The organism is Ruegeria sp. CG11 (genome assembly GCF_056537245.1).
Genome location: NZ_JBQFRE010000002.1, coordinates 302,899 through 325,438 on the forward strand (window position 1 = coordinate 302,899; position 22,540 = coordinate 325,438).

The following is a 22,540-nucleotide window of genomic DNA, read 5'->3' on the forward strand; positions in this document are numbered from 1 at the left end:
CCCGTCAGGTGTTGAAAAGAAAGTGCATTACATCGCCGTCCTTGACGATGTAGCCCTTGCCCTCGGCCCGCATCTTGCCCGCCTCTTTGGCGCCCTGTTCGCCATTGGCGGTGATGTAGTCGTCATAGGCGATGGTCTCGGCCCGGATGAAGCCTTTTTCAAAATCACCGTGGATGACGCCAGCGGCCTGCGGCGCGGCGGTGCCGGTGCGGATGGTCCAGGCGCGGGCCTCTTTCGGGCCGACGGTGAAATAGGTTTCCAGTTTCAGCAGGTCGTAACCAGCACGGATCAGGCGATCGAGGCCAGGCTCTTCCAGGCCCATCTCTTCCAGGAACATCTGCGCTTCTTCGTCTTCCAGCAGGCTGATCTCTTCCTCGATCTTGGCGCTGATGATGACGTGCGCGTTGCCCTGCGCCGCTGCCATCTCGGCAACTTTGGCTGAATACTCGTTGCCCTCGGCGGCCTCTTCCTCGGACACGTTGCAGACATAGAGCACCGGCTTGGTGGTCAGCAGCTGCAGCATTTTCCAAGCCTTGGTGTCCTCGTCCGAGACCTCGACCAGACGCGCGGGTTTGCCGTTTTCCAGCATCGCTTGCGCTTCGGCCAGCAGGCGGTCCTGCTGCTGCGCCTCTTTGTCGTTGCCCTTCAGCTTACGCACCAGATTTGCGCGACGCTTTTCGATGCTTTCCAGATCGGCCAGCATCAGCTCGGTCTCGATGGTGTCGGCATCGGCCACAGGGTCGACGCGGCCGTCGACATGGGTCACGTCGCCATCTTCGAAACAGCGCAGTACATGAGCAATGGCGTCAGTCTCACGGATGTTGGCTAGAAACTGGTTGCCCAGCCCCTCGCCCTTCGAGGCACCTTTCACCAGTCCGGCGATATCCACGAAGGTCATCCGCGTCGGGATGATCTGTTTCGAGCTGGCAATCGCCGCCAGTTTATCCAGACGGTCATCAGGCACGGCAACATCGCCCACGTTGGGTTCGATCGTGCAGAACGGGAAATTCGCCGCCTGCGCGGCCGCGGTCTTGGTCAGCGCATTGAAGAGGGTCGACTTGCCCACATTCGGCAAACCCACGATTCCCATTTTAAAGCCCATGACGGTCTCCTGATGCCATTCGAGGGGTGCTTCTATGCAGGTCCGGGTCGATGCGCAAGCCAGACTGCAAGCGGCCCGGCCAAGTCCAATCTGCAACATCACGAAAATGTTCACCGCTTAGCGGCTTGCCCGGCTTCCAAACAGCACTCTAAGATCGTCGTATAGAAGGTTAAGAACAAACAAATAGTGAATGGTAGGTATGAAGAAAATTATCGCGACGCTCGCGCTGCTGTTGGCTGCCCAGACTGCGCAAGCTCAATCCCTTGTCTTTGGCGCCGGGTACTCGGATTTTTCTGACAGTAACGCAGATGACGAAGCCGTATTCGCGCTTGAATATCATCACCGCCCATTTCACGAAGCCAGCCGCTTTTCCGCCACGTGGGGGGGATCTCTGACCGTGGATACCGCCAGCAATGTCCATATCGGCATCGGGCTGATCGGCTTCTACACCTTTGCCGACCGCTGGTTCGTCGAAGGCAGTGTCATGCCTGGGTATTTTTCCAAGAGTGACGAACTGAGCGATCTTGGCGGAGAATTCCAGATCCGCAGCCTGCTGGGTCTTGGGTACACTCTGGATAACGGCAACAAGGTGTCCTTTGCCATTACACATAAGTCCAACGCCAGTACGAATAACGAAAACCCGGGCGTCAACTCGGCTTTGCTGCGGTATCACTACCAGTTCTGAAGCAATCTGACCCGGCGGGATTGATTTCCGGGCAAAGTTTCTGCACATCAGGTTCAAACCTGAACGCAAGGACTGCAGATGACCCGTATCGATGCCAAGTTCGCCGCCCTGAAAGCCGAAGGGAAAAAGGCCTTCGTTGCCTATATCATGGCCGGCGACCCCGATTTCGACACCTCGCTTGAGGTAGTGAAAGGCCTGCCCGGTGCCGGTGTGGATGTGATCGAACTGGGGCTGCCCTTTACTGATCCCATGGCGGATGGCCCGACCATTCAAGCCGCCGGTCAACGGGCGCTGGATGGGGGCATGACCCTGCAGCGCACTCTGGATCTGGCGCGCGCGTTTCGCGAAACCGACGACACAACCCCGATCGTTCTGATGGGCTACTACAACCCTATTTACAGCCGCGGCGTGGACAAGTTTCTTGCCGACGCCCAAGCCGCAGGCATCGACGGGCTGATCGTGGTGGACCTGCCGCCGGAAGAGGACGAAGAGCTGTGCCTGCCCGCTCAGGCGGCGGGGCTGAACTTCATCCGTCTGGCGACCCCGACCACCGACGACAAGCGCCTGCCCCGCGTGCTGCAGAACACCTCGGGCTTTGTGTATTACGTCTCGATTACCGGCATCACCGGCGCGGCCGAAGCGCAGGCCACAAATGTCGGCCCCGAAGTCGCCCGGATCAAATCCGCAACCGACCTGCCCGTGATCGTGGGCTTTGGCATCAACACGCCCGAGAAGTCCAAGGCCATCGCCAGCGTCGCCGATGGTGCCGTCGTCGGCTCGGCCATTGTCAGCCAAATCGCGGCAGGCAAACCCGTGACCGAGGTTCTGGACTTTGTGAAATCACTGGCCGACGGCGCGCATTCCGCCTGATCGTTCAGCAGTGAACCCATTCGAAAAACCGCAGCAAGCAACTGGCCTGCTGCGGTTTTTCTTGCCTGCAGCCGATTGCGCCGTGCCGAATGCCCCATTAGAAATACTTAACCACTCAACCAAAGGCGCGGCCCCATGCCCGTAATCACCACCATCGAAGACCTGCGGCGCATCTATGAACGTCGTGTCCCGCGGATGTTCTACGACTACGCCGAAAGCGGCAGCTGGACCGAACAGACCTTTCGCGACAACAGCTCGGACTTCTCGGATATCCGCCTGCGGCAACGGGTGGCGGTGGACATGGCCGGACGCTCGACCGCTTCGCAGATGATCGGGGAGGATGTCACGATGCCTGTCGCGCTGGCCCCGGTCGGGCTGACGGGTATGCAGCACGCGGATGGCGAGATGAAGGCCGCCAAAGCCGCCGAAGAGTTTGGTGTGCCCTTTACTCTGTCTACCATGTCGATCAACTCGATCGAGGATGTGGCCGAGCACACGACGAAACCATTCTGGTTTCAGCTTTATACGATGAAGGATCAGGACTACGTCAGCCGCCTGATCGAGCGCGCCAAGGATGCCAAATGTTCGGCCTTGGTGATCACGCTGGACCTGCAGATCCTGGGCCAGCGCCACAAGGACCTGAAAAACGGCCTGTCCGCCCCACCAAAACTGACGGCGAAAACCATCGCGAACCTTGCAACCAAGTGGTCGTGGGGCATCGAAATGCTGGGCGCAAAACGGCGCGAGTTCGGCAATATCGTCGGTCACGTCGAGGGTATCTCGGATGCCTCCTCACTTGGCGCATGGACGGCCGAGCAATTCGATCCCAGTCTTGATTGGACCAAGGTCGAAAAGCTGATGGAACAATGGGGCGGCAAGGTCATCCTCAAAGGCATTCTGGACGCCGAAGACGCCAAGATCGCCGCAAAGCTGGGTGCTGATGCCATCGTCGTGTCGAACCACGGCGGGCGGCAGTTGGACGGCGCGCTCAGTTCCATTCGTATACTGCCGCAGATCATGGACGCGGTCGGCGATGATATCGAGGTTCATCTGGACAGCGGGATCCGATCTGGTCAGGACGTTCTGAAAGCCGTCGCATTGGGCGCCAAAGGCACCTATATCGGCCGTGCTTTTGTCTATGGGCTGGGCGCGATGGGACAGAAAGGTGTGACAACGGCGCTGGACGTCATCCACAAGGAACTGGACACCACGATGGCGCTGTGCGGCAAACGTAACGTTGGCGATCTGGGGCGGCATAACTTGCTGATCCCCGAAGACTTCGGCGGCCGCTGGCAGGAGTGATTTGACCTTTCAAACAAAAGGTCAAAAACCCCTTTCCAAACTCAATGAATCAAGCTAAGGACGCGGCTTCACGCGGGCATACAGCCTTGGAGGATGCCCGCCCTAACATTTGGAGATATATCATGGCTGGTGAGATTCCTGATCTCGTAGCTCTGGAACGGACGGGGACAGGCAAGGGCGCCGCTCGTCAAGCACGCCGCGACGGCATGGTTCCGGGCATTGTTTTTGGTGGTGACAAAGAGCCGCTGCCGATCCAGATCCCGTTCAACGTCCTGTTCAAGCGCCTGAAAGCAGGCCGGTTCAAGTCGACCCTGTGGAACCTGAAGGTTGAAGGTCACGAAGACGTCCGCGTCATCTGCCGCGACGTTCAGCGTGACGTTGTCAAAGACCTGCCGACCCATCTGGACCTGATGCGCCTGCGGCGGACCACCAAGATCGCGCTGTTCATCCCCGTTGAGTTCGTCAACGAAGAAGAAGCACCCGGCATCAAGAAGGGCGGCGTTCTGACCGTTGTCCGTCCGGAAGTCGAACTGATGTGCACCGCCGGTGATATTCCTGAGAAGATCACTGTCGATCTGTCCGGTCTGAACATCAACGACGTTGTGACCATCTCGTCCGTTGATCTGCCCGCGGGCACCAAACCGACCATCGACCGCGATTTCGTGATCGCGAACATCTCGGCCCCGACCGGCCTGTCGTCCAGCGACGATGAGGAAGGTGAAGAAGTGGCTGCAGACGAGGTTGAAGTCGTCGGTCAGGAAGCCGCAGAAGAATAAGTCCGCATCTTCTTATCTGATTTGGAAACGGGGCTCGGGTTCGGGCCCCGTTTTCTTTTGCCTACTGGGCTGGAAAAGCGGTGGCATTCCGTGCCATCAACCCCATGCATCGCACAAGGACGAGACTATGAAACTGTTTGTCGGATTGGGGAACCCGGGGTCGAAATACGCCCGCAACCGGCACAATATCGGATTTATGGCCGTGGACCGGATTGCCGAGGATCACGGCTTTGGCCCGTGGAAATCCAAGTTTCAGGCCGAAATCGCCGAGGGCCGTTTGGGCGGCGAAAAAGTGTTGTTGATCAAGCCGCAGACATTCATGAACCGCTCTGGCCAGTCAGTGGGCGAAGCGATGCGCTTCTACAAGCTGGATTCGACCGACGTGACCGTCTTTCATGACGAATTGGACCTCGCCCCCGGTAAAGTGCGCGTCAAGGCGGGCGGCGGACATGCCGGACATAACGGGCTGCGTTCGATCCACGAGCATATCAGCCCCGCCTATGACCGGGTACGTCTGGGGATCGGACATCCGGGGCGAAAAGAGATGGTCTCGCCCTATGTCCTGAGCGATTTTGCTAAAGCTGATGCCGATTGGCTGGACGATGTGCTGCGTGGTGTGTCGGACGGCGCTGGACATCTGGCCGATGGGGAAAGCGGCAAGTTCATGAACGCGGTTGCCCTGCGCACCGCACCGCCGCGGTCTTCGAAATCTCCGGCAAAAACGCCGAAGCCGGACGCCACCCCCGCGCCGGAACCCGAGGTCGACGAACGCTCGGCCATGCAAAAGCTGCTGGACAAGTTCAAATAAGGCTGCTGACTTTGCCGTAACGTCCCAATTGCGAAACCACATCGGGCGGGTTCCAATGTGACAGGGATACGGGAGGCGATAGATGAAAGCTCTGTTCAAGTGGGTGCTGCGCATCCTGCTGATGCTGGTGCTGGCTGCAGTTGTTGTCGGATTCTGGAAACGCGAAGAGCTTCAGCGGTTGATGGCCGTGAACTCTTTGTTTTCCGAAGAAAAGATTGTCCACAATTTCTCGCATATGAATGAGGCTTTTCTGACGGTCGATCTGCCGCGCGGCGATGGCCCGACCTGGGAACTGCTCTATGGCCCCGGTTTTGACCTGCCCGACGGCACCGACCAATGGATCGAGGACCGGGCGGTGACCTCTCTGCTGGTGATGCAGGACGGGCAGATCCGGTTCGAAGAATACTATCTGGGCACGACCCCCGAGGATCGGCGAATTTCATGGTCGGTTGCCAAGAGCTACCTTTCGGCTCTGTTCGGCGTCCTGCTGGCTGAAGGGGCTATCGAGTCGCTGGACGATCCGGTGGTGAAATACGCGCCGAAACTGGCAGGTACGGCCTATGATGGCGCGACGATCCGCAACGTGCTGAACATGGCCAGCGGCGTTACCTTCAACGAAGATTATTTCGATCCCAATTCTGACATCAACCGGATGGGCCGCGTCGTGGCCCTGGGCGGAGAGTTGGACGAATTCGCAGCCTCGCTACAGGACACTTTCGTCGCCCCGGGCGAGACATGGCAATACGTTTCCATCGACACCCATGTCATCGGCATGGTGATACGTGGCGCCACCGGCCGCAGCGTGACCGAGTTGCTGACCGAAAAAATCATTCAACCGCTGGGACTGGAATATGATGGCTACTATGTGACCGATGGTGCCGGGGTAGCTTTTGTGCTAGGAGGGCTGAATTTCACCACCCGCGATTTCGCCCGCTTTGGCCAGATGATCCTGCAGAACGGAGAGCTTGATGGCCAGCAATTGGTTCCCGCAGACTGGATTGCCGAATCCGTCCTGCCCAGCGCACCGACCGAGGCGGGCGAGATCGGGTACGGCTATCAATGGTGGGTACCCGTCGGCGCGCACGAAGGAGAGTTCTTCGCGCGCGGCGTTTATGGTCAGTACATCTATTTCGACCAGCCGCGCGGGGTGCTGATCGTGACGACCGGGGCCGATCGGAAATTCCGCGATGACGGCGTGAACGAAGGGAATATAGAAATATTCCGCAAAATCGCGCAAAGCCTGTAAAGTAGGACCATGGAAAAACAGGACAGCATCAATGTGTTGGGCGGTGTGCTCGCCCCATGTTCCCGTGATCCGCTGACCGGGTTCTTTCGCGACGGGGCCTGCAACACCTGCCCTGAGGATCAGGGAAGTCATACGGTTTGCGCCGTGATGACGGCCGAGTTTCTGGCCTTTTCCAAATATGTCGGAAACGACCTGAGCACCCCTCGCCCCGAGTTCAACTTTCCCGGCCTGAAACCCGGTGACAGCTGGTGTCTGTGCGCCGGGCGGTTTCTGCAGGCCCATGACGAAGGCTGCGCCCCTAAGGTGCATCTTGAGGCCACCCATCAGCGCGCGCTGGACGTGGTGCCGCTGCGGCTGCTGACCGAACACGCGGTTGTGGAATAGACAGACCGGCCCGGGATAGCCCGGACCGGCCCTTATTCGGGATCACTCCCGCAGTTTGACAAGGTCGGACATCAGACCTTCGGTCCCGTTGTGGACCGTCAGCCGCTCGACCTTTCCGGCGATGGTCTCCAGCGCCTCCAGCTCTTTCAGCCGCAGCATCACCGGGTTTTCCGCCATCACCTTTGCGGTGTTCAACAGAGACCGCGTGGCGTTGGTTTCTTCCCGCCGCCGGATGACGTTGGCCTCGGCCTGTTTCTCGGCGGCGACCACGGCGGTCAGGATCTCCCGCATCTCACCGGGCAGGATGACGTCTTTCAACGCGATCTCACCCACTTCGATACCAATCCCGGCCATCTGTGTCCGTACCCGATCCGCGGCCTCGGTGTCGACGGTCACCTTCTCGGCCAGCAGCCGGTCCAGCGTCATCGCGCCCAAGGTCTTCCGGAACGCCAGTTGCAGCGCCCGGTGCAGGGCCTGATCGAAATCCTTGACCGCCCCCACCGCCTTGACCGGATCAACGACCCGGTAGTCGGCGCTAAGGTTGACCCGAATGGTCACCCGGTCCTTGGTCAGGATCTCCTGCCCTGTCACCTCATGCGTGCGTTGCCGCAGGTCGATCTGCTTGACCTCGACGTTCCGCCCGACTTTCCAGAAGGCGTGCGCACCGGGGGTCAGCTGATCCACCAGTACCCCGTCAACCGTCAGCAGCCCGGTATGCCCTTCGGCAACCTCGACCTGCGTCAGGTTCAGCCGCAGCCCGGCCCGAACCAGCCGCTGCGCCGTCTCTTTGGGCACAACCATGGTGTCGGTCAACGCGTGATGTTCGACCTTCCACGGCCCTGCAGCTTTCCAGACCAGCACCCGGGCTTCGGGGTTCAGCGCCCGAACAGGCACCCCGTCCCGCAGCAGAACCAGAACTTCGTCAGGCTCGGCCCGAAACTCGGTCAGATGCTTGGCGGCCAATTCAGGTCGGTTCTGCATCAGCGCCCGTTCATAGGGCGACACGAAAAAGAGCTTTTCCAGATCGTGCAGCTCGGTCAGCACATCCTTGCGCGGCAGCCGGTGTTTCCCGGGGCCGAGGATTGCATCAAACACCCCGTTGCGCAGGACCAGCATCCGCTGGGTCTCGGTCAGGGTCAGCCGCCGATGGCCGGTCAGCCGGTCAATCAGATCTTGGAACAGTGTCATATCATTTCTCCTTTTCGTCTCGCTCTACCGTCGTCGCAAATGCGAACTCCTTTTCATGTTTTCAGTGGGTTGCACCCCGAACGGGTGACAGGTGTGAAGCCCTCGGTTGAAGGCGGGAAAGACCCGGGCATCCCCCGCGCCATGCCCCTGCGCGGGAGGGTCAGAGAGAGGGGCGCGGGACCCATGCGCCGCCTTGCCTTAATGGCTAAGCGGGGCACCGATCCGGCGGCACCGTCATCTGCCCTCCGGCCCAAGGCCAGAGCAGCGAAGGCCCCTGCCCCGCCCGGCCAAAGCCTGACGTTGCGCGGTGCCGCCCCTGCTGAGGAACACCCGGACCCATATGTTTTGGACCGTTTTCACGGGCCGGCGTTGAAGGCCGGTGCTGACTGAACAGCTTTGTCAAATGGCGGGATTCGAACCCGCAACACATCGATTCGCAGTCGATTACTCTACCGTTGAGCTACATTTGCGGCTTTGGAAGGAGTCGAACCTTCGCTCACAGAATCTGAATCTGTTGCTCTATCCAACTAAGCTACAAAGCATGTACCAATCCCCGGTTTCGGCCCTGGCATACGGTTTCGGCAGCGCCGTCCGCACCGGGAGAGTGATCACCTCTGCCCGCTAGGGTCCGGCCCGTTGTGACCGGTAACGGCGGGTTTAGGCGAAGGGTCTGGATTCGCTCAATAATTTTTTGCACCCCTAAAACGCACCTGTGGCGAGCGCGCAACAAAATTACCCAGTTGCGCAATATTCGAAAAGGTAATGCACCAAAAACAAAGCGGCGCACCCGTCAAGGGCGCGCCGCTCTTTTCAGAAATTTCAAAATTTACCGCTTGGTCAATCGGCGCTGCGGCCTTCGGTATCCGACATGTCGAAGTTCAGATACTTGGCCACGGTCTGCACGTCCTTGTCACCGCGTCCGCACATGTTCATGCAGATCAGGTGATCCTTGGGCAGTTCGGGGGCGATCTTCATCACATGGGCCAACGCGTGGGAGGGCTCCAGCGCCGGGATGATGCCTTCGGTCGCGCAGCACAGCTGGAACGCCTCAAGCGCCTCCTTGTCGGTGATCGAGACATAGTTCGCACGGCCAATTTCGTGCAGCCACGAATGCTCGGGACCAATGCCCGGATAGTCCAGACCGGCCGAGATCGAATACCCTTCGAGAATCTGGCCGTCATCATCCTGCAGCAGGTACGTGCGGTTGCCGTGCAGCACGCCCGGACGACCACCGGTCAGCGAGGCGCAGTGCTCCATCTTTTCGTTCACGCCCTTACCACCAGCCTCAACACCGATGATGTTGACGTCCTTGTCGTCGAGGAACGGGTAGAACAGACCCATCGCGTTCGAGCCTCCACCAATGGCGGCGATGATGGTGTCGGGCAGACGGCCCTCGGCCTTCATCATCTGCTCTTTCGCTTCCTTGCCGATGATCGACTGGAAGTCGCGGACCATCGCCGGGTACGGATGCGGACCGGCCACGGTGCCGATGCAGTAGAACGTGTCGCGCACATTGGTCACCCAGTCACGCAGCGCATCGTTCATCGCGTCTTTCAGCGTGCCACGACCCGAGGTTACTGGGATCACTTCGGCCCCCAGCAGGCGCATACGGAACACGTTGGGGGCCTGACGCTGCACGTCATGCGCGCCCATGTAGACCACACATTTCAAACCGAATTTGGCGCAGACGGTAGCAGTGGCCACGCCGTGCTGACCGGCTCCGGTTTCTGCAATGATGCGGGTCTTACCCATACGCTGCGCCAGAATGATCTGACCCAGCACGTTGTTGATCTTGTGCGCGCCGGTATGGTTCAGCTCATCACGCTTGAGGTAAATCTTGGCACCGCCCAGATGTTCGGTCAGGCGCGCCGCGTAATACAGCGGCGAGGGGCGGCCCACGTAGTTGGCCCACAGGTCGTCCATCTCGGCCCAGAAGGTGGGATCGTCCTTGGCCTTTTCGTATTCCTCTTCCAGCGACAGGATCAGGGGCATCAGCGTTTCGCTGACAAACCGCCCGCCGAAGATGCCAAAGCGGCCCTGTTCGTCGGGGCCGGACATGAAGGAATTGAAAAGATCGTTGGCCATGGGTGTCTCCATCGTCGTACGCGACTGTCATAGGAGGTAGCGGCGGGATTTGCCATGGCAAAACGTATCATTCCGCCGCCTGAACGCGCTGTGCCCATACCTGCAATGCCTGATATCTGCTGGGCACGGCAATACAGGGGAAATGGTGAAACTCATTCACCTCGGCCAGTCGCGTGGCCGCCTGCACGACGCGGCGATGAGGACCGGAATGGGCGAAGGTCAGCATCGCCTCGGCGTCGTGCCAGACACTTAACGAGAAATAGAGCCCCTGATGCGGAAAGACCTCCACCTTCAAACACAGCGGATCACCCCGTGCCTGCAACATTGCCTGACGGGCGCGCCAGAAAAACTCCGGCCCGTAATACCACCGTTTTAATGAAACTCCGCCAATCGCTGCCAGCATTGCCGCGCCCTCCCCTAACGGGGATACGCGGGCATCCGGTGATCAGATCACCGGGTGGCGTCGATAAAGGCGCGGATCAGGGTCGCGTCCTTCACGCCGGGCGCGCTTTCCACACCCGAAGAGACGTCGACCTGCCGCGCGCTGGTCATGCGCATGGCCTCGGCAACGTTATCAGCCGTCAGCCCACCGGCCAGCATCCACGGACGGCGCCAGTATTTGCGCCCGGCCAGCAGGCGCCAGTCAAAAGCCAGACCATTGCCGCCCGGCAGCTCGGCGTTGCGCGGTGGTTTGGCGTCGATCAGCAACTGGTCCGCGACCTCAGAGTACAGGTCGATCGCCGCGAGGTCCTCGGCTTCGGCCACACCAATGGCTTTCATCACCGGCAGGCCAAACCGCTGGCGAACCTCGGCCACGCGATCCGGGCTTTCCTTGCCGTGCAGTTGCAACATGTCCAGCGGCACGCTGGCTACAATCCGGTCCAGTTCCTCATCCGATGCGCTGACGGTCAGCGCGACCTTGGCGATCCCGGCAGGCACCAGATGCGCCAATTCGGCGGCGGCCTCAATGTCCAGATGCCGCGGCGATTTGGGGAAGAACACGAACCCAACATAACGCGCGCCTGCCTCGGCAGCCACGCGCACGTGATCGGGGGCGGTCAGACCGCAGATTTTGACACTTGCATCTTGGGCCATTGGCTTGCCTCAGCTGGCCTCGTCCAGCAGGGCCAGAACTTCGTCCTGACCTTCGTTCTGCTTTTTCTTGAGCTTTTTGACTTCACGCTCAAGCTTGCGCACTTCGTTCTTCTTCACCGACGCATCCCGGCGGTGCTTGTGCTCGCGCAGCCATTCCCAGAGGAAACCAATGATCAGGCCTGCAACAACACCGCCCAGCACCACCACGAACAACGGCAGCGACGTGCTGAAGTTAAAACCCACAAGCTCGGCAAAAGGTTCCGGCATCAGCGAAAGTTGAACCGATTCCCGATTGGCCAGCGAAACGGAAATAAGCACGATCCCGAGGATCGCCAGAAAAGCATATCGAAGGTAACGCATCATGCCTTAGGCTTTACCGTTCAATCGATCCCTAAGCAACTTACCAGTTTTGAAAAACGGCACACATTTTTCTTCGACCTGAACGGTCTCACCCGTACGGGGGTTGCGGCCAACACGCGCGTCGCGCTGTTTGACCGAAAAAGCCCCGAAGCCACGCAGTTCCACGCGGTCACCGCGCGCCATGGCATCCGTCACCTCTTCGAACACGGTATTCACGATCCGCTCGACGTCGCGTTGGTACAGATGCGGGTTCTCGTCGGCTATTTTCTGAATCAGTTCTGAACGGATCATGAGCGCTACCCTCCCAGGCGACCGGTTAACCATCTCTATTGTTCTGAACAGTATAGGAAAAAACTCGGATCGGGGGAACGTAAACTCTGTGTGCAAAGCCTTCATTTTGCTGCTAAACCGCGCGATTTTTCGCTTGTTCTCAGGGTTTCGTCTCAAAAAGAGCGTACGTTAGGTCAATTTAGCCCGGAAATCGGAACATATTGATTCGCAACAAAAACGGCCCCGCGTGTAAACGCGGGGCCGCAAATTCGGCTTTGGCTGTGGCCCGGGCTTAGTCGCCCGACTTCAGCGCTGCACCCAGGATATCGCCCAGCGATGCGCCCGAGTCGGAAGAACCGTACTGTTCCACGGCCTCTTTCTCTTCGGCGATCTCGCGTGCCTTGATCGACAGGCCCAGACGGCGGGTCTTGCTGTCAACGTTGGTGACGCGTACGTCGACCTTGTCACCAACCGAGAAACGCTCGGGGCGCTGTTCGGCACGGTCACGCGACAGGTCGGAACGACGGATGAACGACTTCATGCCTTCGTATTCCACTTCGATGCCGCCATCTTCGATCGCGGTCACTTCGACGGTGATGACCGAGCCACGCTTCACGCCGCCCACGGCTTCGGCGAACTTGTCACCGCCCAGGGCTTTGATCGACAGCGAGATACGCTCTTTCTCAACGTCAACTTCCGAGACAACAGCCGAAACCATGTCGCCTTTGCGGTAGTTCTGGATGGCATCCTCGCCACGCTCGTCCCACGACAGGTCCGACAGGTGAACCATGCCGTCGATGTCGCCTTCGAGGCCAATGAACAGACCGAATTCGGTGATGTTCTTGACTTCGCCTTCGACCTGCGTGCCCTCGGGGTGTGTCTCTGCAAACACTTCCCACGGGTTGCGCTGAGTCTGCTTCAGGCCCAGAGACACGCGACGCTTGGCGCCGTCGATTTCCAGAACCATGACGTCGACTTCCTGGCTGGTCGAAACGATCTTGCCGGGGTGGACGTTTTTCTTGGTCCAGGACATCTCGGACACGTGCACCAGACCTTCGACACCGGCTTCCAGCTCGACGAACGCGCCGTAGTCGGTGATGTTGGTGACGCGACCCTGATGGACCGAGCCCAGCGGGTACTTGGCAGCAACCAGATCCCACGGATCTTCTTGCAGCTGCTTCATGCCCAGGCTGATGCGGTGGGTCTCTTTGTTGATCTTGATGACCTGAACCTTGATGGTTTCGCCGATCGTCAGGATCTCGGAAGGGTGGTTCACACGACGCCATGCCATGTCGGTGACGTGCAGCAGGCCGTCAACGCCGCCCAGGTCAACGAATGCACCGTATTCGGTGATGTTCTTGACAACACCCTCGACGGTCTGACCTTCGGACAGGTTGCCGATAACTTCGGCACGCTGTTCGGCACGCGATTCTTCCAGGATGGCGCGACGCGAAACAACGATGTTGCCACGGCGGCGGTCCATTTTCAGGATCTGGAACGGTTGCTTCAGACCCATCAGCGGGCCAGCGTCGCGCACGGGGCGAACGTCAACCTGCGAGCCGGGCAGGAACGCAACTGCGCCACCCAGATCGACGGTGAAGCCACCTTTGACGCGACCGAAGATAGCACCTTCGACGCGCTGGTCGTCGGCATATGCTTTTTCCAGACGGTCCCATGCCTCTTCACGGCGGGCCATCTCGCGCGAGATGACGGCTTCGCCACGGGCGTTTTCTGCGGCGCGCAGGTAAACTTCTACCTCGTCACCAACAGCGATTTCAGGGGCTTCGCCGGGATTTGCGAATTCTTTCAGATCAACGCGGCCTTCCATTTTGTAGCCTACGTCGATGATGGCTTGGCCGGCTTCGATCGCCAGAACCTTACCTTTGACAACAGAACCCTCTTCGGGTGTGTCCATTTCGAAGCTTTCGTTCAGGAGGGCTTCGAATTCCTCCATGGATGCGTTAGCCATGTGGCGTTGTTTTCCTTTACATACGATTTTACTGGCCGAGCGGTTGTCTCCGCCGGTCTTAATGGATTGGTCAGACGACCTGACATATGCCACAAAACAAAGAGGGCCGGTTGGTTCCGACCCTGCTCGTCTCATTGTTTTATGGCTCAAATCGCCTTGTCGACGGGCGCTCTATAACGGGTTCGCCAAGCGGCTGCAAGTTATTAGGGGCTGTGCACGATACAACCTACCAGGCTTGACTGCTGACAGCCTGCGACCCGTGCTCGCAAAGCTGGGGGAAAGTCGTGGCGAAATCCCCCCGCCCGCACGAAACGACCACCTTAGAAGAGCTGCAAATCCTTCGCGCCGCTTTGGATTTCAGCCAAATTTGGCATATTCTGGACCGCCACGGGTGCCGGTTTTGTACCCGGTATCGCCACTGTCGGCCTCATCGACGACGCCGCTGCAAATGTTGGCGGTTTCAATTCCCCACGGATATCACGCAGCAGCGTTTTGTGATCCGGCATTGCTTGGATTATGCGCGCAAGGTCCATCTTCGCGTGCTTCATACCTTGGGCCCAAATCGGTTTCTTCAGTGGCCGCAGGCGATCGCGTATGCCGGTACCATAACCTGTATCGTAGACTTGCTTGCCCAATAGAACGGTTTGATAGACACGGGAATTGAATAGCGTGGCGAACTCGATATCGTGTCCTATCGGCAGGCGGTGTTGCCACAGTTCAAGATTTTCAGCCAAGCGATCCGGGATCTTCATCTCGGTGCGCGCATCAATCCAATATTGGTCATCCGTGCGGTTGCCCAAGCGGTAATGCAGGCAAATGAAATCCAGCACCTCATCATAGAGCTTGTTCATCTGCCGGTTATATCTTGCCCGCAAAGGCGGCTCGATATCGCGTGTGGGCAAGTGTTCAGCAAACCATCGCACCGCGTGATCAATCATGTGGATTGCGGTACTTTCCAGCGGTTCGATGAACCCGCCGGACAGACCAATTGCCAGGCAATTCTTGACCCAGGCATTGCGGACACGCCCGATGCGCATCGGGATTACGCGCGGCGTTGCCCCTTTGCCGCTGTCGCCCAGCCACTTGAGGTATTCATCTGCTGCCTGATCGTCTGTGCGATGCGCTGACGAAAACACATAGCCCGTGCCCACCCGGTTAAATAGCGGCACCCGCCATGTCCACCCCGCGCCCAGCGCGGTTGCCCGGGTTAGGCTTTCGATCTTCCTTGGGTTTGGATGCTCAATCTGCAGCGCCATGGCCCGGTCGTTGGGTAGGTAGTCCGAATAGTCCATGAACGGCTCACCCAGGGCCTGATTAATGATCAACCCGCGGAATCCGGTGCAATCAATAACCATTTCTATGTCATGCCGACCATTCCGCTCCAACGTCAGGTGGCTGACATTGCCTTGTTCATCCAGTTCGACCGCCTGCACCTCATCCTGGATATGTTCCACGCCGCGCTGTGTGCAGACCCGTGTCAACATGCCCGCAAACTTTACTGCATCCAAATGATAGGCATAGCCAAACCGTTGCTCGAACTCCGGCTGTCCCAGTTGCCGCGCGCCTTTGCACAAACGGCCCAGATCATCATGCGGAGAGACGGATTGCGTGAAGTCCCGCCCTCCGTTTCCAAATCGCAAGAAATACTCGGCCGCTTCCAACCCTTCGACCATCTGACCATGGGCAAAAGGGTTTACATAGTCGATGCGTTTACCCTTGGCATCCTTGTTCCAATTGCAGAACTTTACCCCCAGTTTGAACGAAGCGTTCGTTTCGCGAAAAAAGTCCCGCTCGGAAATGCCCGCCTGGCGCAGTGTGACCGGCATGCGCGGCACAGTGGCTTCTCCGACACCTACGGTCGAGATATTGGGGCTTTCAATAAGGCAAAGCTGTGGGCGATCCTTGGGCGCTGAGGTGCGAGAAAACACCATGTCCAGGATCAGCGCGGTCATCCATCCAGCCGTTCCCCCACCGACGATGGTGATCTTGCGCAGTCGATTGTTCATTTTTTCCATCCCTGTTGGCTTCAGGGGTGTTTTCGCTGCTTCCTTTTTCGAGTGTTTTTGGATTTTGCACAGCTACCCCCCATTTGCTTGAAAAATTACCATACCCGGTTTCAGGAACGTCGCTAGGGCCAAAGCCGGTTAGCCTTGTGCATATGTGTGGGAACCGCAACAAAACTGTTACCTTTGCCGTGTCAAATGGAGAGCGTTGCTTTCTGGTTCGGGTCAGATTTCTTCGCCCTTTTTCAGAAGCTCTTCGATCAAGGCGCGCTGAAGGTCGCCGCTATCACCCCCGCCGAATTCTACCGCGCCGCTGGAATAGAGAGTGCCATAACTGTTGGCGATGTTCACAGTCTGCGCCAGGCCCGAGATCAATTGGTCCTTTTTCAGCAAGGACAATGGGTGGATAAACGCGGCCCACAAGGTGCCGTTGGCAATCGCATAGCGGGCGTCCAGTGTAGTATCGAAATTTGCCTGCATCATACGCCGCATCTCCTCGGCGGTCAGGCCTTCGGCGCTGCGGATCGGAACCATGGCGCGCATTCGGTCGGCATTGATGTCCGTGATGACCAAGACCGGAACATCCGACACAGTCAGTTGGAAGCCTGGCCCCTGGGGTTGCGCCTCGGGGTCGAGCGCGAAGATGATCTTGCCCAGACGTTCATAGTCCATCGGCGGCTCGGCTTCCTGAGCAGCCAGGCTCCCGGCCAGAAAAATCAGCGTTAGGGCTAGTCGGATCATCGCATCTCTCCTGCAGGCTATGCCCCAACCATAGGGGCCGGCTGACAGGCTGACCAAACAAAGCTTGGTGAAGTGGATATCCCACCCGGCCGCAGGTTTGAACGATCTGCAGGGTTTGGCGGGCTTCCTGCGATAGTCCGTTCAGAACCGCACCTCTACCTATGTTTCAGCGGTTGGCCACCCCGGCTGATCCAAACTTGAACAGAAAGGAAATTCCAATGAAGTCTCTGGTTCTGACCACCCTCATCGCTGCCCTGCCCTTGATCGCTGCCCCGGCCTTTGCTGCGGATGAGATTAACGTCTCAAATGGCATTTCGGCCGCCGGTGCGCCGCTGGCCGCGCACGGCGTCGATCTGGTCGCACTGGTGAATGACGGCAACCCGGTCGAGGGCTTTGCCACCCATTCCGCTACCTATGACGGCGCGTCCTACTACTTTACCAGCGCCGCAAACCGCGAAGCGTTCGAGGCCAACCCTGCTGCCTATCTGCCGCAGCATGGCGGATTCTGTTCGTTCGGCGTGTCGGTGGGCAAGAAGTTCGACGGCGACCCGGATCAGTATCTGGTCGCGGATGGCAAGCTGTACCTGTTCCTGAACGCCAAAACCCGCGCGGCCTTCCTGAAGGACGTGGCAGCGACGGCAAAAACCGCTGACGATCAGTGGGCGAATATCAAAAGCATCGCCGTTGGCGAGTTGTAATCGCGAAAGCCCGCAGCGCTACGGTGTCGCGGGCTTTTTCTGTTCGATGAAGGCCACGGCCTGAGCCAGCGCTGCCTCGATACTCAGATCGGACGTGTCCAACAAAACGGCATCGTCGGCGGGTTTCATCGGCGCGGTGCTGCGTTCGGCATCCCGCGCGTCGCGTTCGCGCACATCGGCCAGCACCTGTTCACGGGTGACGTCCGAGCCCTTGGCGCTCAACTCCAGAAAACGCCGCTCGGCCCGAACCTCGGCGCTGGCGGTGACGAACAGTTTCACCTCGGCCTCGGGGCAGATCACCGTCCCGATATCGCGCCCGTCCAGAACCGCGCCCCCGGCACGCCGGGCAAAAGCGCGTTGGAAGTCGACCAAAGCCGCGCGAACCTCGGGAATCACGGCCACTTTCGACGCCGCCTGTGCGATCTCGGCCGTGCGCAGATCGCCCTGTTCCAATTCCTCAGCCGTCAGCGCCTGCGCGGCTTCAACCGGGTCGGTGCCATCCAGTGTCCGACGCCCGACCGCGCGATAGAGCAATCCGGTATCCAGATGCGCCAACCCGAAATGCGTGGCTACACCTTTCGAGATTGTGCCCTTGCCCGCCGCTGCCGGGCCGTCAATGGCAACCGTAAAGCTCACGTGCGTTCGACCTTGGCACCCAATGACGCCATCAGCGGTTCGAAAATCGGGAATGACGTGGCGATTGGGCCGCCGTCATCCACGGAAACCTGGGTCTTCGCACCCATGCCCATCACCATGAACGACATGGCGATGCGGTGGTCCAGAAAGCTCTCGCACGTACCGCCGCCGGGGACGTTTCCGATGCCCAGCCCGTCGACCGACCACCATTCCTCACCCTCGTCCACGGTCACGCCGTTGGCGCGCAGACCCCGCGCCATTGCGTCGATCCGGTCGCTTTCCTTGACGCGCAGTTCTTTCACACCGCCCATCATCGTGGTGCCGGAGGCATTGGCCGCAACCACGGACAGAACCGGGTACTCGTCGATCATCGAGGCCGCGCGTTCCGGCGGCACGTTGATACCCTTCATGTTGGGCGAATACTTGGCACGCAGATCGGCGACGGGCTCACCGCCCTCTTCGCGTTCGTTTTCATAGGTCAGATCGGCGCCCATCTCGCGCAGCGTGGTGAACAGCCCCGCGCGGGTCGGGTTCAGGCCGATTCCGGGCACCAGCACGTCCGAGCCGGGCGTGATCAGCGCAGCGCAAACCGGGAAGGCCGCGCTGGACGGATCACGCGGCACGGCGATGACCTGCGGTTTCAGCTCGGGGCGCCCGGTCAGGGTGATCACTCGACCCTCATCGGTATCTTCAACGGTGATTTCTGCGCCAAAACCGGCCAGCATCCGCTCGGAATGATCACGGGTGGCCTCTTTCTCGATCACCACGGTTTTGCCGGGCGCGTTCAGACCGGCCAGCAGCACGGCAGATTTCACCTGCGCCGACGGGACCGGAACTTCGTAGCGGACCGGAACGGGTTCTGCCGCGCCTACGATGGTCATCGGCAGACGTCCGCCCGAACGACCAACCGATTGCGTACCAAACAGCGCCAGCGGATCGGTCACACGCGCCATCGGACGCTTGTTCAGGCTCGCATCACCGGTAAAGGTCGCGGTGATGGGTGAAGTCGCCATCGCGCCCATGATCAGCCGCACGCCAGTACCCGAGTTACCGCAGTCGATCACTTGATCGGGTTCGGCAAAGCCACCGACGCCGACACCGTGCACGGTCCATTCACCGCCGCCATGATCAGTAACTTCAGCGCCAAAGGCGCGCATCGCCTTGGCGGTGTCCAGAACGTCCTCGCCTTCGAGCAGGCCCGAGATTTTGGTCTCACCCACCGCCATCGCGCCCAGGATCAGAGACCGGTGCGAGATCGACTTGTCGCCGGGCACCTCTGCCGTGCCGGTCAGCGGGCCGCAGGGATGCGAGGTCATCGGGATGGGCGTGCCGTGTCCGGACATGTGGGCTCCTGTTTTCGCTATCAGTGCCCAAGCCGATTAGCGAATTGGGGCCGCTTGGTCCAGCCGCAATACGACTGCCAGAGCACCCTAGATTTGGGCGTTCAGCGGTTTCCGGGCTATAATGGCCGAATTCAGAACGAAATCATTTTGTTTTCATAAATCATAGCCCGAGGTTTTTTCGTGTCACAGCTTCAATCCATGCTTTCAAACGGAACAGAAAAGTTCTTTCAGCCCAAAGACCCACTAAAGACTGACAGCGTTCTGCAGATGCGGCTGGCCTTCCTGGTCGGTCTTGTTGCCTTTGGCCTGCCGATCATTCTTGCCAGCGGAGCCGTGATTGGCGGCAGCTGTTTTCGCGACAGCATCAGCCATTTCTACTATGCCCAGTTTCTTGGGGCCATCTTCGTTGGACTATTGGTTTTTATCGGCGGCTTTCTGATCGCCTATACCGGAGACCATTGGCTTGAGGATCTTGGGTCTTTCATTGCCGGGATAGGCGCATGTTTTGTTGCGGTCTTCCCGACAAGCGGATCTGGCTGCGAAGAGCCCGTCAGCTTTAAGTCACGGATTTTTGCCGATGTGAACCAAACGCCGCCGCCAGTGCTGTCAGATCCCCAACCAGACGCGTTCTTCACCCTGTTCTCAGGCGCGCCGCATTTACATGCCTGGGCCGCGGGAATCCTGTTTGCCTATCTGGGCCTCTATTGCCTGTTTGTCCTACGTCGCGTGGTTCCGGAGCGTCACGTAAAAGACGGACACATGATCCGGACAAAAAAGCAGCGCAACACTTTGTATTCGCTGTGCGGCATCACGATCCTGTCGTGTGTTCTGGTGCTGGGCATCGTCGCCTTTTCCGGTGAAGGCGCTCAGGCGGGGTGGAAGTCCCACAACCTGACGTTTTTTGTAGAAACCATTGCGCTTTGGGCGTTCGGGCTGGCCTGGTTTGCCAAAGGCCGCGCCTTTCCCAGCCTGCGCGACCCCACACCGTAGCGGTCAGGCTTTGCGGAACGTCAGGTAATGCGGTGTGCGGCCTTCGCGCAGCGCTTTCTGTTCATAACGGGTAGAAATCCAGTCCTCCCACGGCTCGCTCCAGTCCGCGGGGCGCTCGGCCAGCCACTCGAACCCGGCGCGCGGGACTTCCTCGAGCGTCTGGCGGACATAGTCGGGAATGTCGGTGGCCACGCGGAAGATTGACCCCGGCTTCAGCACGCGCGCCAGCGGTTCCAGATGTTCCGGCGTCACGAAACGTCGGCGATGATGCCGCGTTTTGGGCCACGGGTCGGGGTACAACAGAAAGGCGCGCGAGATGCTGGCCTCGGGCAGCACGTCAAACAAATCGCGCGCATCGCCGGGGTGCACCGCAAGGTTTTCGACCCCGGCCTGACGGATCTTGCCCAGCAGCATGGCGACGCCGTTGATATAGGGCTCGGCCCCGATGATGCCGATATCGGGGTTGCTGGCAGCCTGATGCACCAAATGCTCACCGCCGCCAAAGCCGACTTCCAGCCAGACATCCTTGCCGCCGAACAGCGCTTTAAGGTCCAGCGGGTCGCGGTTGGGGTTGCTCTCCCAATCGACAGCGCCGGGCGACAGGGCGTCGAGGTCTTCGTTCAGATACGTCTTTTGACTGGGCTTCAGGGTCTTGCCCTTGAAGCGGCCATAGAAGTTTCTGCGGGGGCGTTGTGGTGTCTGGGTGCTCATGGCGGTGCCCATACTGCGCGGGCCGCACCGTTGCAACCCCGGCGCCGAATCGAAAAAGCGCGCCGGGGTCGGCGCGCTTTGATTGGTTTTGGATCAGACCGCCGCTTTCAGAGCGTCGACCAGATCGGTGCGTTCCCAGCTGAAACCGCCATCCGCGGCGGGCTCGCGTCCGAAATGGCCATAAGCAGCCGTGCGCTGATAGATGGGCTTGTTCAGTTGCAGGTGCTCACGAATGCCGCGCGGGGTCAGGTCCATCACCTGCCCGACGGCGGTTTCGATCAGAGCATCCGCAATCTGACCGGTACCGTGCGTGTCGGCGTAGATCGACAGCGGCTTGGACACACCAATCGCATAGCTCAGCTGGATGGTGCAGCGTTCCGCCATACCCGCAGCGACCACGTTCTTGGCCAGATAGCGCGCGGCGTAAGCTGCCGAGCGGTCCACTTTGGTCGGGTCTTTCCCCGAGAACGCACCGCCACCATGCGGTGCGGCACCGCCGTAGGTGTCCACGATGATTTTACGCCCGGTCAGACCGGCGTCACCATCCGGGCCGCCGATCACGAATTTGCCGGTTGGGTTCACGTGCCACTCGGTTTCCGCGGACAGCCAGCCCTCTGGCAGGGTCTCGGTGATATAGGGCTCGACGATGGCACGGATGTCACCCGAGCTCAGCGACTCGTCCAGATGCTGGGTCGACAGCACGATCGAGCTGACGCCGACCGGCTTGCCGTCGCGGTAAACCACCGACAGCTGCGATTTTGCGTCCGGGCCCAGCGCAGGCTCGGTGCCGTTCTTGCGCACTTCGGCCAGACGGCGCAGAATCGCGTGCGAATACTGGATCGGTGCCGGCATCAGCGCGGGGGTTTCGGTGGTGGCGTAGCCGAACATGATGCCCTGGTCACCGGCACCCTCTTCCTTATCCTCGGACGCATCCACACCCTGCGCGATATGGGCGGACTGTTCGTGCAGCAGGTTCGTCACCTCGACGGTTTCGTGGTGGAACTTGTCCTGCTCATAGCCGATATCCTTGATACAGGCGCGCGCGATCTCGTCGATGCGGCCCATATAGTCGTGCAGCTTTTCCTGATCAGACAGACCTACTTCGCCACCAATCACCACACGGTCGGTCGTGGCAAAGGTTTCGCACGCAACGCGCGCTTCGGGTTCTTCGTTCAGAAATGCGTCAAGGACGGCATCGGAAATCCGGTCGCAAACCTTATCCGGGTGCCCTTCGGATACGGACTCCGAAGTAAAAGTGTAGTTCTGTCGGGACATGAA

General features: G+C 59.5%; 23 protein-coding genes and 1 tRNA gene. 9 read left to right on the forward strand and 15 right to left on the reverse strand.

The genetic code is table 11. The annotated features are described in order from the left end of the window. Positions 1–4 precede the first annotated feature (4 nt). Positions 5–1,102 (reverse strand): redox-regulated ATPase YchF, encoded by a 1,098-nt coding sequence (ychF, locus tag ACR0KW_RS07580; protein WP_480804446.1) that lies wholly within the window; start codon positions 1,100–1,102, stop codon positions 5–7. A gap of 199 nt (positions 1,103–1,301) precedes the next feature. Here ychF and ACR0KW_RS07585 point away from each other — a divergent pair, with 199 nt between their 5' ends. From ACR0KW_RS07585 to ACR0KW_RS07615, 7 genes are all read left to right on the forward strand, one after another. Further along, positions 1,302–1,787 (forward strand): acyloxyacyl hydrolase, encoded by a 486-nt coding sequence (locus tag ACR0KW_RS07585; protein WP_480804447.1) that lies wholly within the window; start codon positions 1,302–1,304, stop codon positions 1,785–1,787. A 78-nt stretch (positions 1,788–1,865) separates the two neighbouring features. Next, positions 1,866–2,657 (forward strand): tryptophan synthase subunit alpha, encoded by a 792-nt coding sequence (gene trpA, locus ACR0KW_RS07590; protein WP_480804448.1) that lies wholly within the window; start codon positions 1,866–1,868, stop codon positions 2,655–2,657. Between the two features lie 135 nt (positions 2,658–2,792). After that, positions 2,793–3,959, forward strand: a complete 1,167-nt coding sequence (locus tag ACR0KW_RS07595; protein WP_480804449.1) for an alpha-hydroxy acid oxidase — start codon at positions 2,793–2,795, stop codon at positions 3,957–3,959. 122 nt (positions 3,960–4,081) lie between these two features. After that, the gene (locus ACR0KW_RS07600; RefSeq protein ID WP_480804450.1) at positions 4,082–4,735 is read left to right on the forward strand and encodes a 50S ribosomal protein L25/general stress protein Ctc; all 654 of its coding nucleotides are present in this window, start codon (positions 4,082–4,084) and stop codon (positions 4,733–4,735) included. Between the two features lie 127 nt (positions 4,736–4,862). Next, on the forward strand, positions 4,863–5,543 hold the full coding sequence (gene pth / locus ACR0KW_RS07605; RefSeq protein ID WP_480804451.1) for an aminoacyl-tRNA hydrolase: 681 nt from the start codon (positions 4,863–4,865) through the stop codon (positions 5,541–5,543). A gap of 82 nt (positions 5,544–5,625) precedes the next feature. Further along, positions 5,626–6,789, forward strand: coding sequence for a serine hydrolase domain-containing protein (locus ACR0KW_RS07610; protein WP_480804452.1), 1,164 nt, complete (start codon positions 5,626–5,628; stop codon positions 6,787–6,789). A gap of 9 nt (positions 6,790–6,798) precedes the next feature. Continuing rightward, positions 6,799–7,173, forward strand: a complete 375-nt coding sequence (locus ACR0KW_RS07615; protein WP_170326963.1) for a DUF2237 family protein — start codon at positions 6,799–6,801, stop codon at positions 7,171–7,173. Positions 7,174–7,215: 42 nt separating this feature from the next. On the opposite strand, the gene ACR0KW_RS07620 is transcribed toward ACR0KW_RS07615, so the two are convergent. The 10 genes from ACR0KW_RS07620 to ACR0KW_RS07665 form a co-directional block, all read right to left on the reverse strand. After that, positions 7,216–8,361, reverse strand: a complete 1,146-nt coding sequence (locus ACR0KW_RS07620; RefSeq protein WP_480804453.1) for a slipin family protein — start codon at positions 8,359–8,361, stop codon at positions 7,216–7,218. Positions 8,362–8,758: 397 nt separating this feature from the next. After that, positions 8,759–8,831 (reverse strand) — tRNA-Arg (locus tag ACR0KW_RS07625). A 367-nt stretch (positions 8,832–9,198) separates the two neighbouring features. Continuing rightward, positions 9,199–10,446: a tryptophan synthase subunit beta gene (gene trpB / locus ACR0KW_RS07630; protein WP_480804454.1), complete on the reverse strand. Its 1,248-nt coding sequence runs from the start codon at positions 10,444–10,446 to the stop codon at positions 9,199–9,201. A 67-nt stretch (positions 10,447–10,513) separates the two neighbouring features. After that, positions 10,514–10,849, reverse strand: coding sequence for a hypothetical protein (locus ACR0KW_RS07635; protein WP_480804455.1), 336 nt, complete (start codon positions 10,847–10,849; stop codon positions 10,514–10,516). A 47-nt stretch (positions 10,850–10,896) separates the two neighbouring features. Further along, the gene (locus ACR0KW_RS07640; RefSeq protein WP_480804456.1) at positions 10,897–11,541 is read right to left on the reverse strand and encodes a phosphoribosylanthranilate isomerase; all 645 of its coding nucleotides are present in this window, start codon (positions 11,539–11,541) and stop codon (positions 10,897–10,899) included. A 9-nt stretch (positions 11,542–11,550) separates the two neighbouring features. Further along, positions 11,551–11,901 carry a lipopolysaccharide assembly protein LapA domain-containing protein gene (locus ACR0KW_RS07645; RefSeq protein WP_170327045.1) on the reverse strand — a complete coding sequence of 117 codons (351 nt, stop codon included), beginning with the start codon at positions 11,899–11,901 and terminating at the stop codon, positions 11,551–11,553. 6 nt (positions 11,902–11,907) lie between these two features. Next, a complete protein-coding gene (gene ihfB, locus ACR0KW_RS07650) occupies positions 11,908–12,192 on the reverse strand; it encodes an integration host factor subunit beta (RefSeq protein WP_037310872.1) in 285 nt (94 codons plus the stop codon). Between the two features lie 271 nt (positions 12,193–12,463). After that, a complete protein-coding gene (rpsA, locus tag ACR0KW_RS07655) occupies positions 12,464–14,140 on the reverse strand; it encodes a 30S ribosomal protein S1 (protein ID WP_170326968.1) in 1,677 nt (558 codons plus the stop codon). Between the two features lie 320 nt (positions 14,141–14,460). After that, positions 14,461–16,146 carry a tryptophan halogenase family protein gene (locus tag ACR0KW_RS07660; RefSeq protein WP_480804457.1) on the reverse strand — a complete coding sequence of 562 codons (1,686 nt, stop codon included), beginning with the start codon at positions 16,144–16,146 and terminating at the stop codon, positions 14,461–14,463. Between the two features lie 222 nt (positions 16,147–16,368). Further along, positions 16,369–16,884, reverse strand: coding sequence for a hypothetical protein (locus ACR0KW_RS07665; protein ID WP_480804458.1), 516 nt, complete (start codon positions 16,882–16,884; stop codon positions 16,369–16,371). A 218-nt stretch (positions 16,885–17,102) separates the two neighbouring features. On the opposite strand from ACR0KW_RS07665, the gene ACR0KW_RS07670 reads away from it, so the two are divergent. Next, complete coding sequence (locus tag ACR0KW_RS07670; RefSeq protein ID WP_480804459.1) at positions 17,103–17,582, forward strand: YHS domain-containing (seleno)protein; 480 nt, start codon at positions 17,103–17,105, stop codon at positions 17,580–17,582. Between the two features lie 18 nt (positions 17,583–17,600). Here the strand turns inward: ACR0KW_RS07670 and cmk are convergent, their stop codons facing one another. Both cmk and aroA read right to left on the reverse strand, forming a co-directional pair. Continuing rightward, entirely contained in the window at positions 17,601–18,218 is a 618-nt protein-coding gene (cmk, locus tag ACR0KW_RS07675; RefSeq protein ID WP_480804460.1) for a (d)CMP kinase, read from the reverse strand. Next, positions 18,215–19,561, reverse strand: a complete 1,347-nt coding sequence (aroA, locus tag ACR0KW_RS07680) for a 3-phosphoshikimate 1-carboxyvinyltransferase (protein WP_480804461.1) — start codon at positions 19,559–19,561, stop codon at positions 18,215–18,217. Before aroA ends, cmk begins: the two co-directional genes overlap by 4 nt. A gap of 180 nt (positions 19,562–19,741) precedes the next feature. Between aroA and ACR0KW_RS07685 the strand changes: the two genes are divergently transcribed. After that, positions 19,742–20,551 carry a hypothetical protein gene (locus tag ACR0KW_RS07685; protein ID WP_480804462.1) on the forward strand — a complete coding sequence of 270 codons (810 nt, stop codon included), beginning with the start codon at positions 19,742–19,744 and terminating at the stop codon, positions 20,549–20,551. 3 nt (positions 20,552–20,554) lie between these two features. Here the strand turns inward: ACR0KW_RS07685 and trmB are convergent, their stop codons facing one another. Both trmB and metK read right to left on the reverse strand, forming a co-directional pair. Then, complete coding sequence (gene trmB, locus ACR0KW_RS07690; RefSeq protein ID WP_480804463.1) at positions 20,555–21,262, reverse strand: tRNA (guanine(46)-N(7))-methyltransferase TrmB; 708 nt, start codon at positions 21,260–21,262, stop codon at positions 20,555–20,557. Between the two features lie 93 nt (positions 21,263–21,355). Beyond that, positions 21,356–22,537, reverse strand: coding sequence for a methionine adenosyltransferase (gene metK / locus ACR0KW_RS07695; RefSeq protein WP_480804464.1), 1,182 nt, complete (start codon positions 22,535–22,537; stop codon positions 21,356–21,358). Positions 22,538–22,540: the final 3 nt, after the last annotated feature.

What these genes read in the sequence shown, in the direction of transcription:
- ychF (WP_480804446.1), bottom strand. Translation starts at nt 1,102, where the DNA reads ATGGGCTTTAAAATGGGAATCGTGGGTTTGCCGAATGTGGGCAAGTCG.
- ACR0KW_RS07585 (WP_480804447.1), top strand. Translation starts at nt 1,302, where the DNA reads ATGAAGAAAATTATCGCGACGCTCGCGCTGCTGTTGGCTGCCCAGACT.
- trpA (WP_480804448.1), top strand. Translation starts at nt 1,866, where the DNA reads ATGACCCGTATCGATGCCAAGTTCGCCGCCCTGAAAGCCGAAGGGAAA.
- ACR0KW_RS07595 (WP_480804449.1), top strand. Translation starts at nt 2,793, where the DNA reads ATGCCCGTAATCACCACCATCGAAGACCTGCGGCGCATCTATGAACGT.
- ACR0KW_RS07600 (WP_480804450.1), top strand. Translation starts at nt 4,082, where the DNA reads ATGGCTGGTGAGATTCCTGATCTCGTAGCTCTGGAACGGACGGGGACA.
- pth (WP_480804451.1), top strand. Translation starts at nt 4,863, where the DNA reads ATGAAACTGTTTGTCGGATTGGGGAACCCGGGGTCGAAATACGCCCGC.
- ACR0KW_RS07610 (WP_480804452.1), top strand. Translation starts at nt 5,626, where the DNA reads ATGAAAGCTCTGTTCAAGTGGGTGCTGCGCATCCTGCTGATGCTGGTG.
- ACR0KW_RS07615 (WP_170326963.1), top strand. Translation starts at nt 6,799, where the DNA reads ATGGAAAAACAGGACAGCATCAATGTGTTGGGCGGTGTGCTCGCCCCA.
- ACR0KW_RS07620 (WP_480804453.1), bottom strand. Translation starts at nt 8,361, where the DNA reads ATGACACTGTTCCAAGATCTGATTGACCGGCTGACCGGCCATCGGCGG.
- trpB (WP_480804454.1), bottom strand. Translation starts at nt 10,446, where the DNA reads ATGGCCAACGATCTTTTCAATTCCTTCATGTCCGGCCCCGACGAACAG.
- ACR0KW_RS07635 (WP_480804455.1), bottom strand. Translation starts at nt 10,849, where the DNA reads ATGCTGGCAGCGATTGGCGGAGTTTCATTAAAACGGTGGTATTACGGG.
- ACR0KW_RS07640 (WP_480804456.1), bottom strand. Translation starts at nt 11,541, where the DNA reads ATGGCCCAAGATGCAAGTGTCAAAATCTGCGGTCTGACCGCCCCCGAT.
- ACR0KW_RS07645 (WP_170327045.1), bottom strand. Translation starts at nt 11,901, where the DNA reads ATGCGTTACCTTCGATATGCTTTTCTGGCGATCCTCGGGATCGTGCTT.
- ihfB (WP_037310872.1), bottom strand. Translation starts at nt 12,192, where the DNA reads ATGATCCGTTCAGAACTGATTCAGAAAATAGCCGACGAGAACCCGCAT.
- rpsA (WP_170326968.1), bottom strand. Translation starts at nt 14,140, where the DNA reads ATGGCTAACGCATCCATGGAGGAATTCGAAGCCCTCCTGAACGAAAGC.
- ACR0KW_RS07660 (WP_480804457.1), bottom strand. Translation starts at nt 16,146, where the DNA reads ATGAACAATCGACTGCGCAAGATCACCATCGTCGGTGGGGGAACGGCT.
- ACR0KW_RS07665 (WP_480804458.1), bottom strand. Translation starts at nt 16,884, where the DNA reads ATGATCCGACTAGCCCTAACGCTGATTTTTCTGGCCGGGAGCCTGGCT.
- ACR0KW_RS07670 (WP_480804459.1), top strand. Translation starts at nt 17,103, where the DNA reads ATGAAGTCTCTGGTTCTGACCACCCTCATCGCTGCCCTGCCCTTGATC.
- aroA (WP_480804461.1), bottom strand. Translation starts at nt 19,561, where the DNA reads ATGTCCGGACACGGCACGCCCATCCCGATGACCTCGCATCCCTGCGGC.
- trmB (WP_480804463.1), bottom strand. Translation starts at nt 21,262, where the DNA reads ATGAGCACCCAGACACCACAACGCCCCCGCAGAAACTTCTATGGCCGC.
- metK (WP_480804464.1), bottom strand. Translation starts at nt 22,537, where the DNA reads ATGTCCCGACAGAACTACACTTTTACTTCGGAGTCCGTATCCGAAGGG.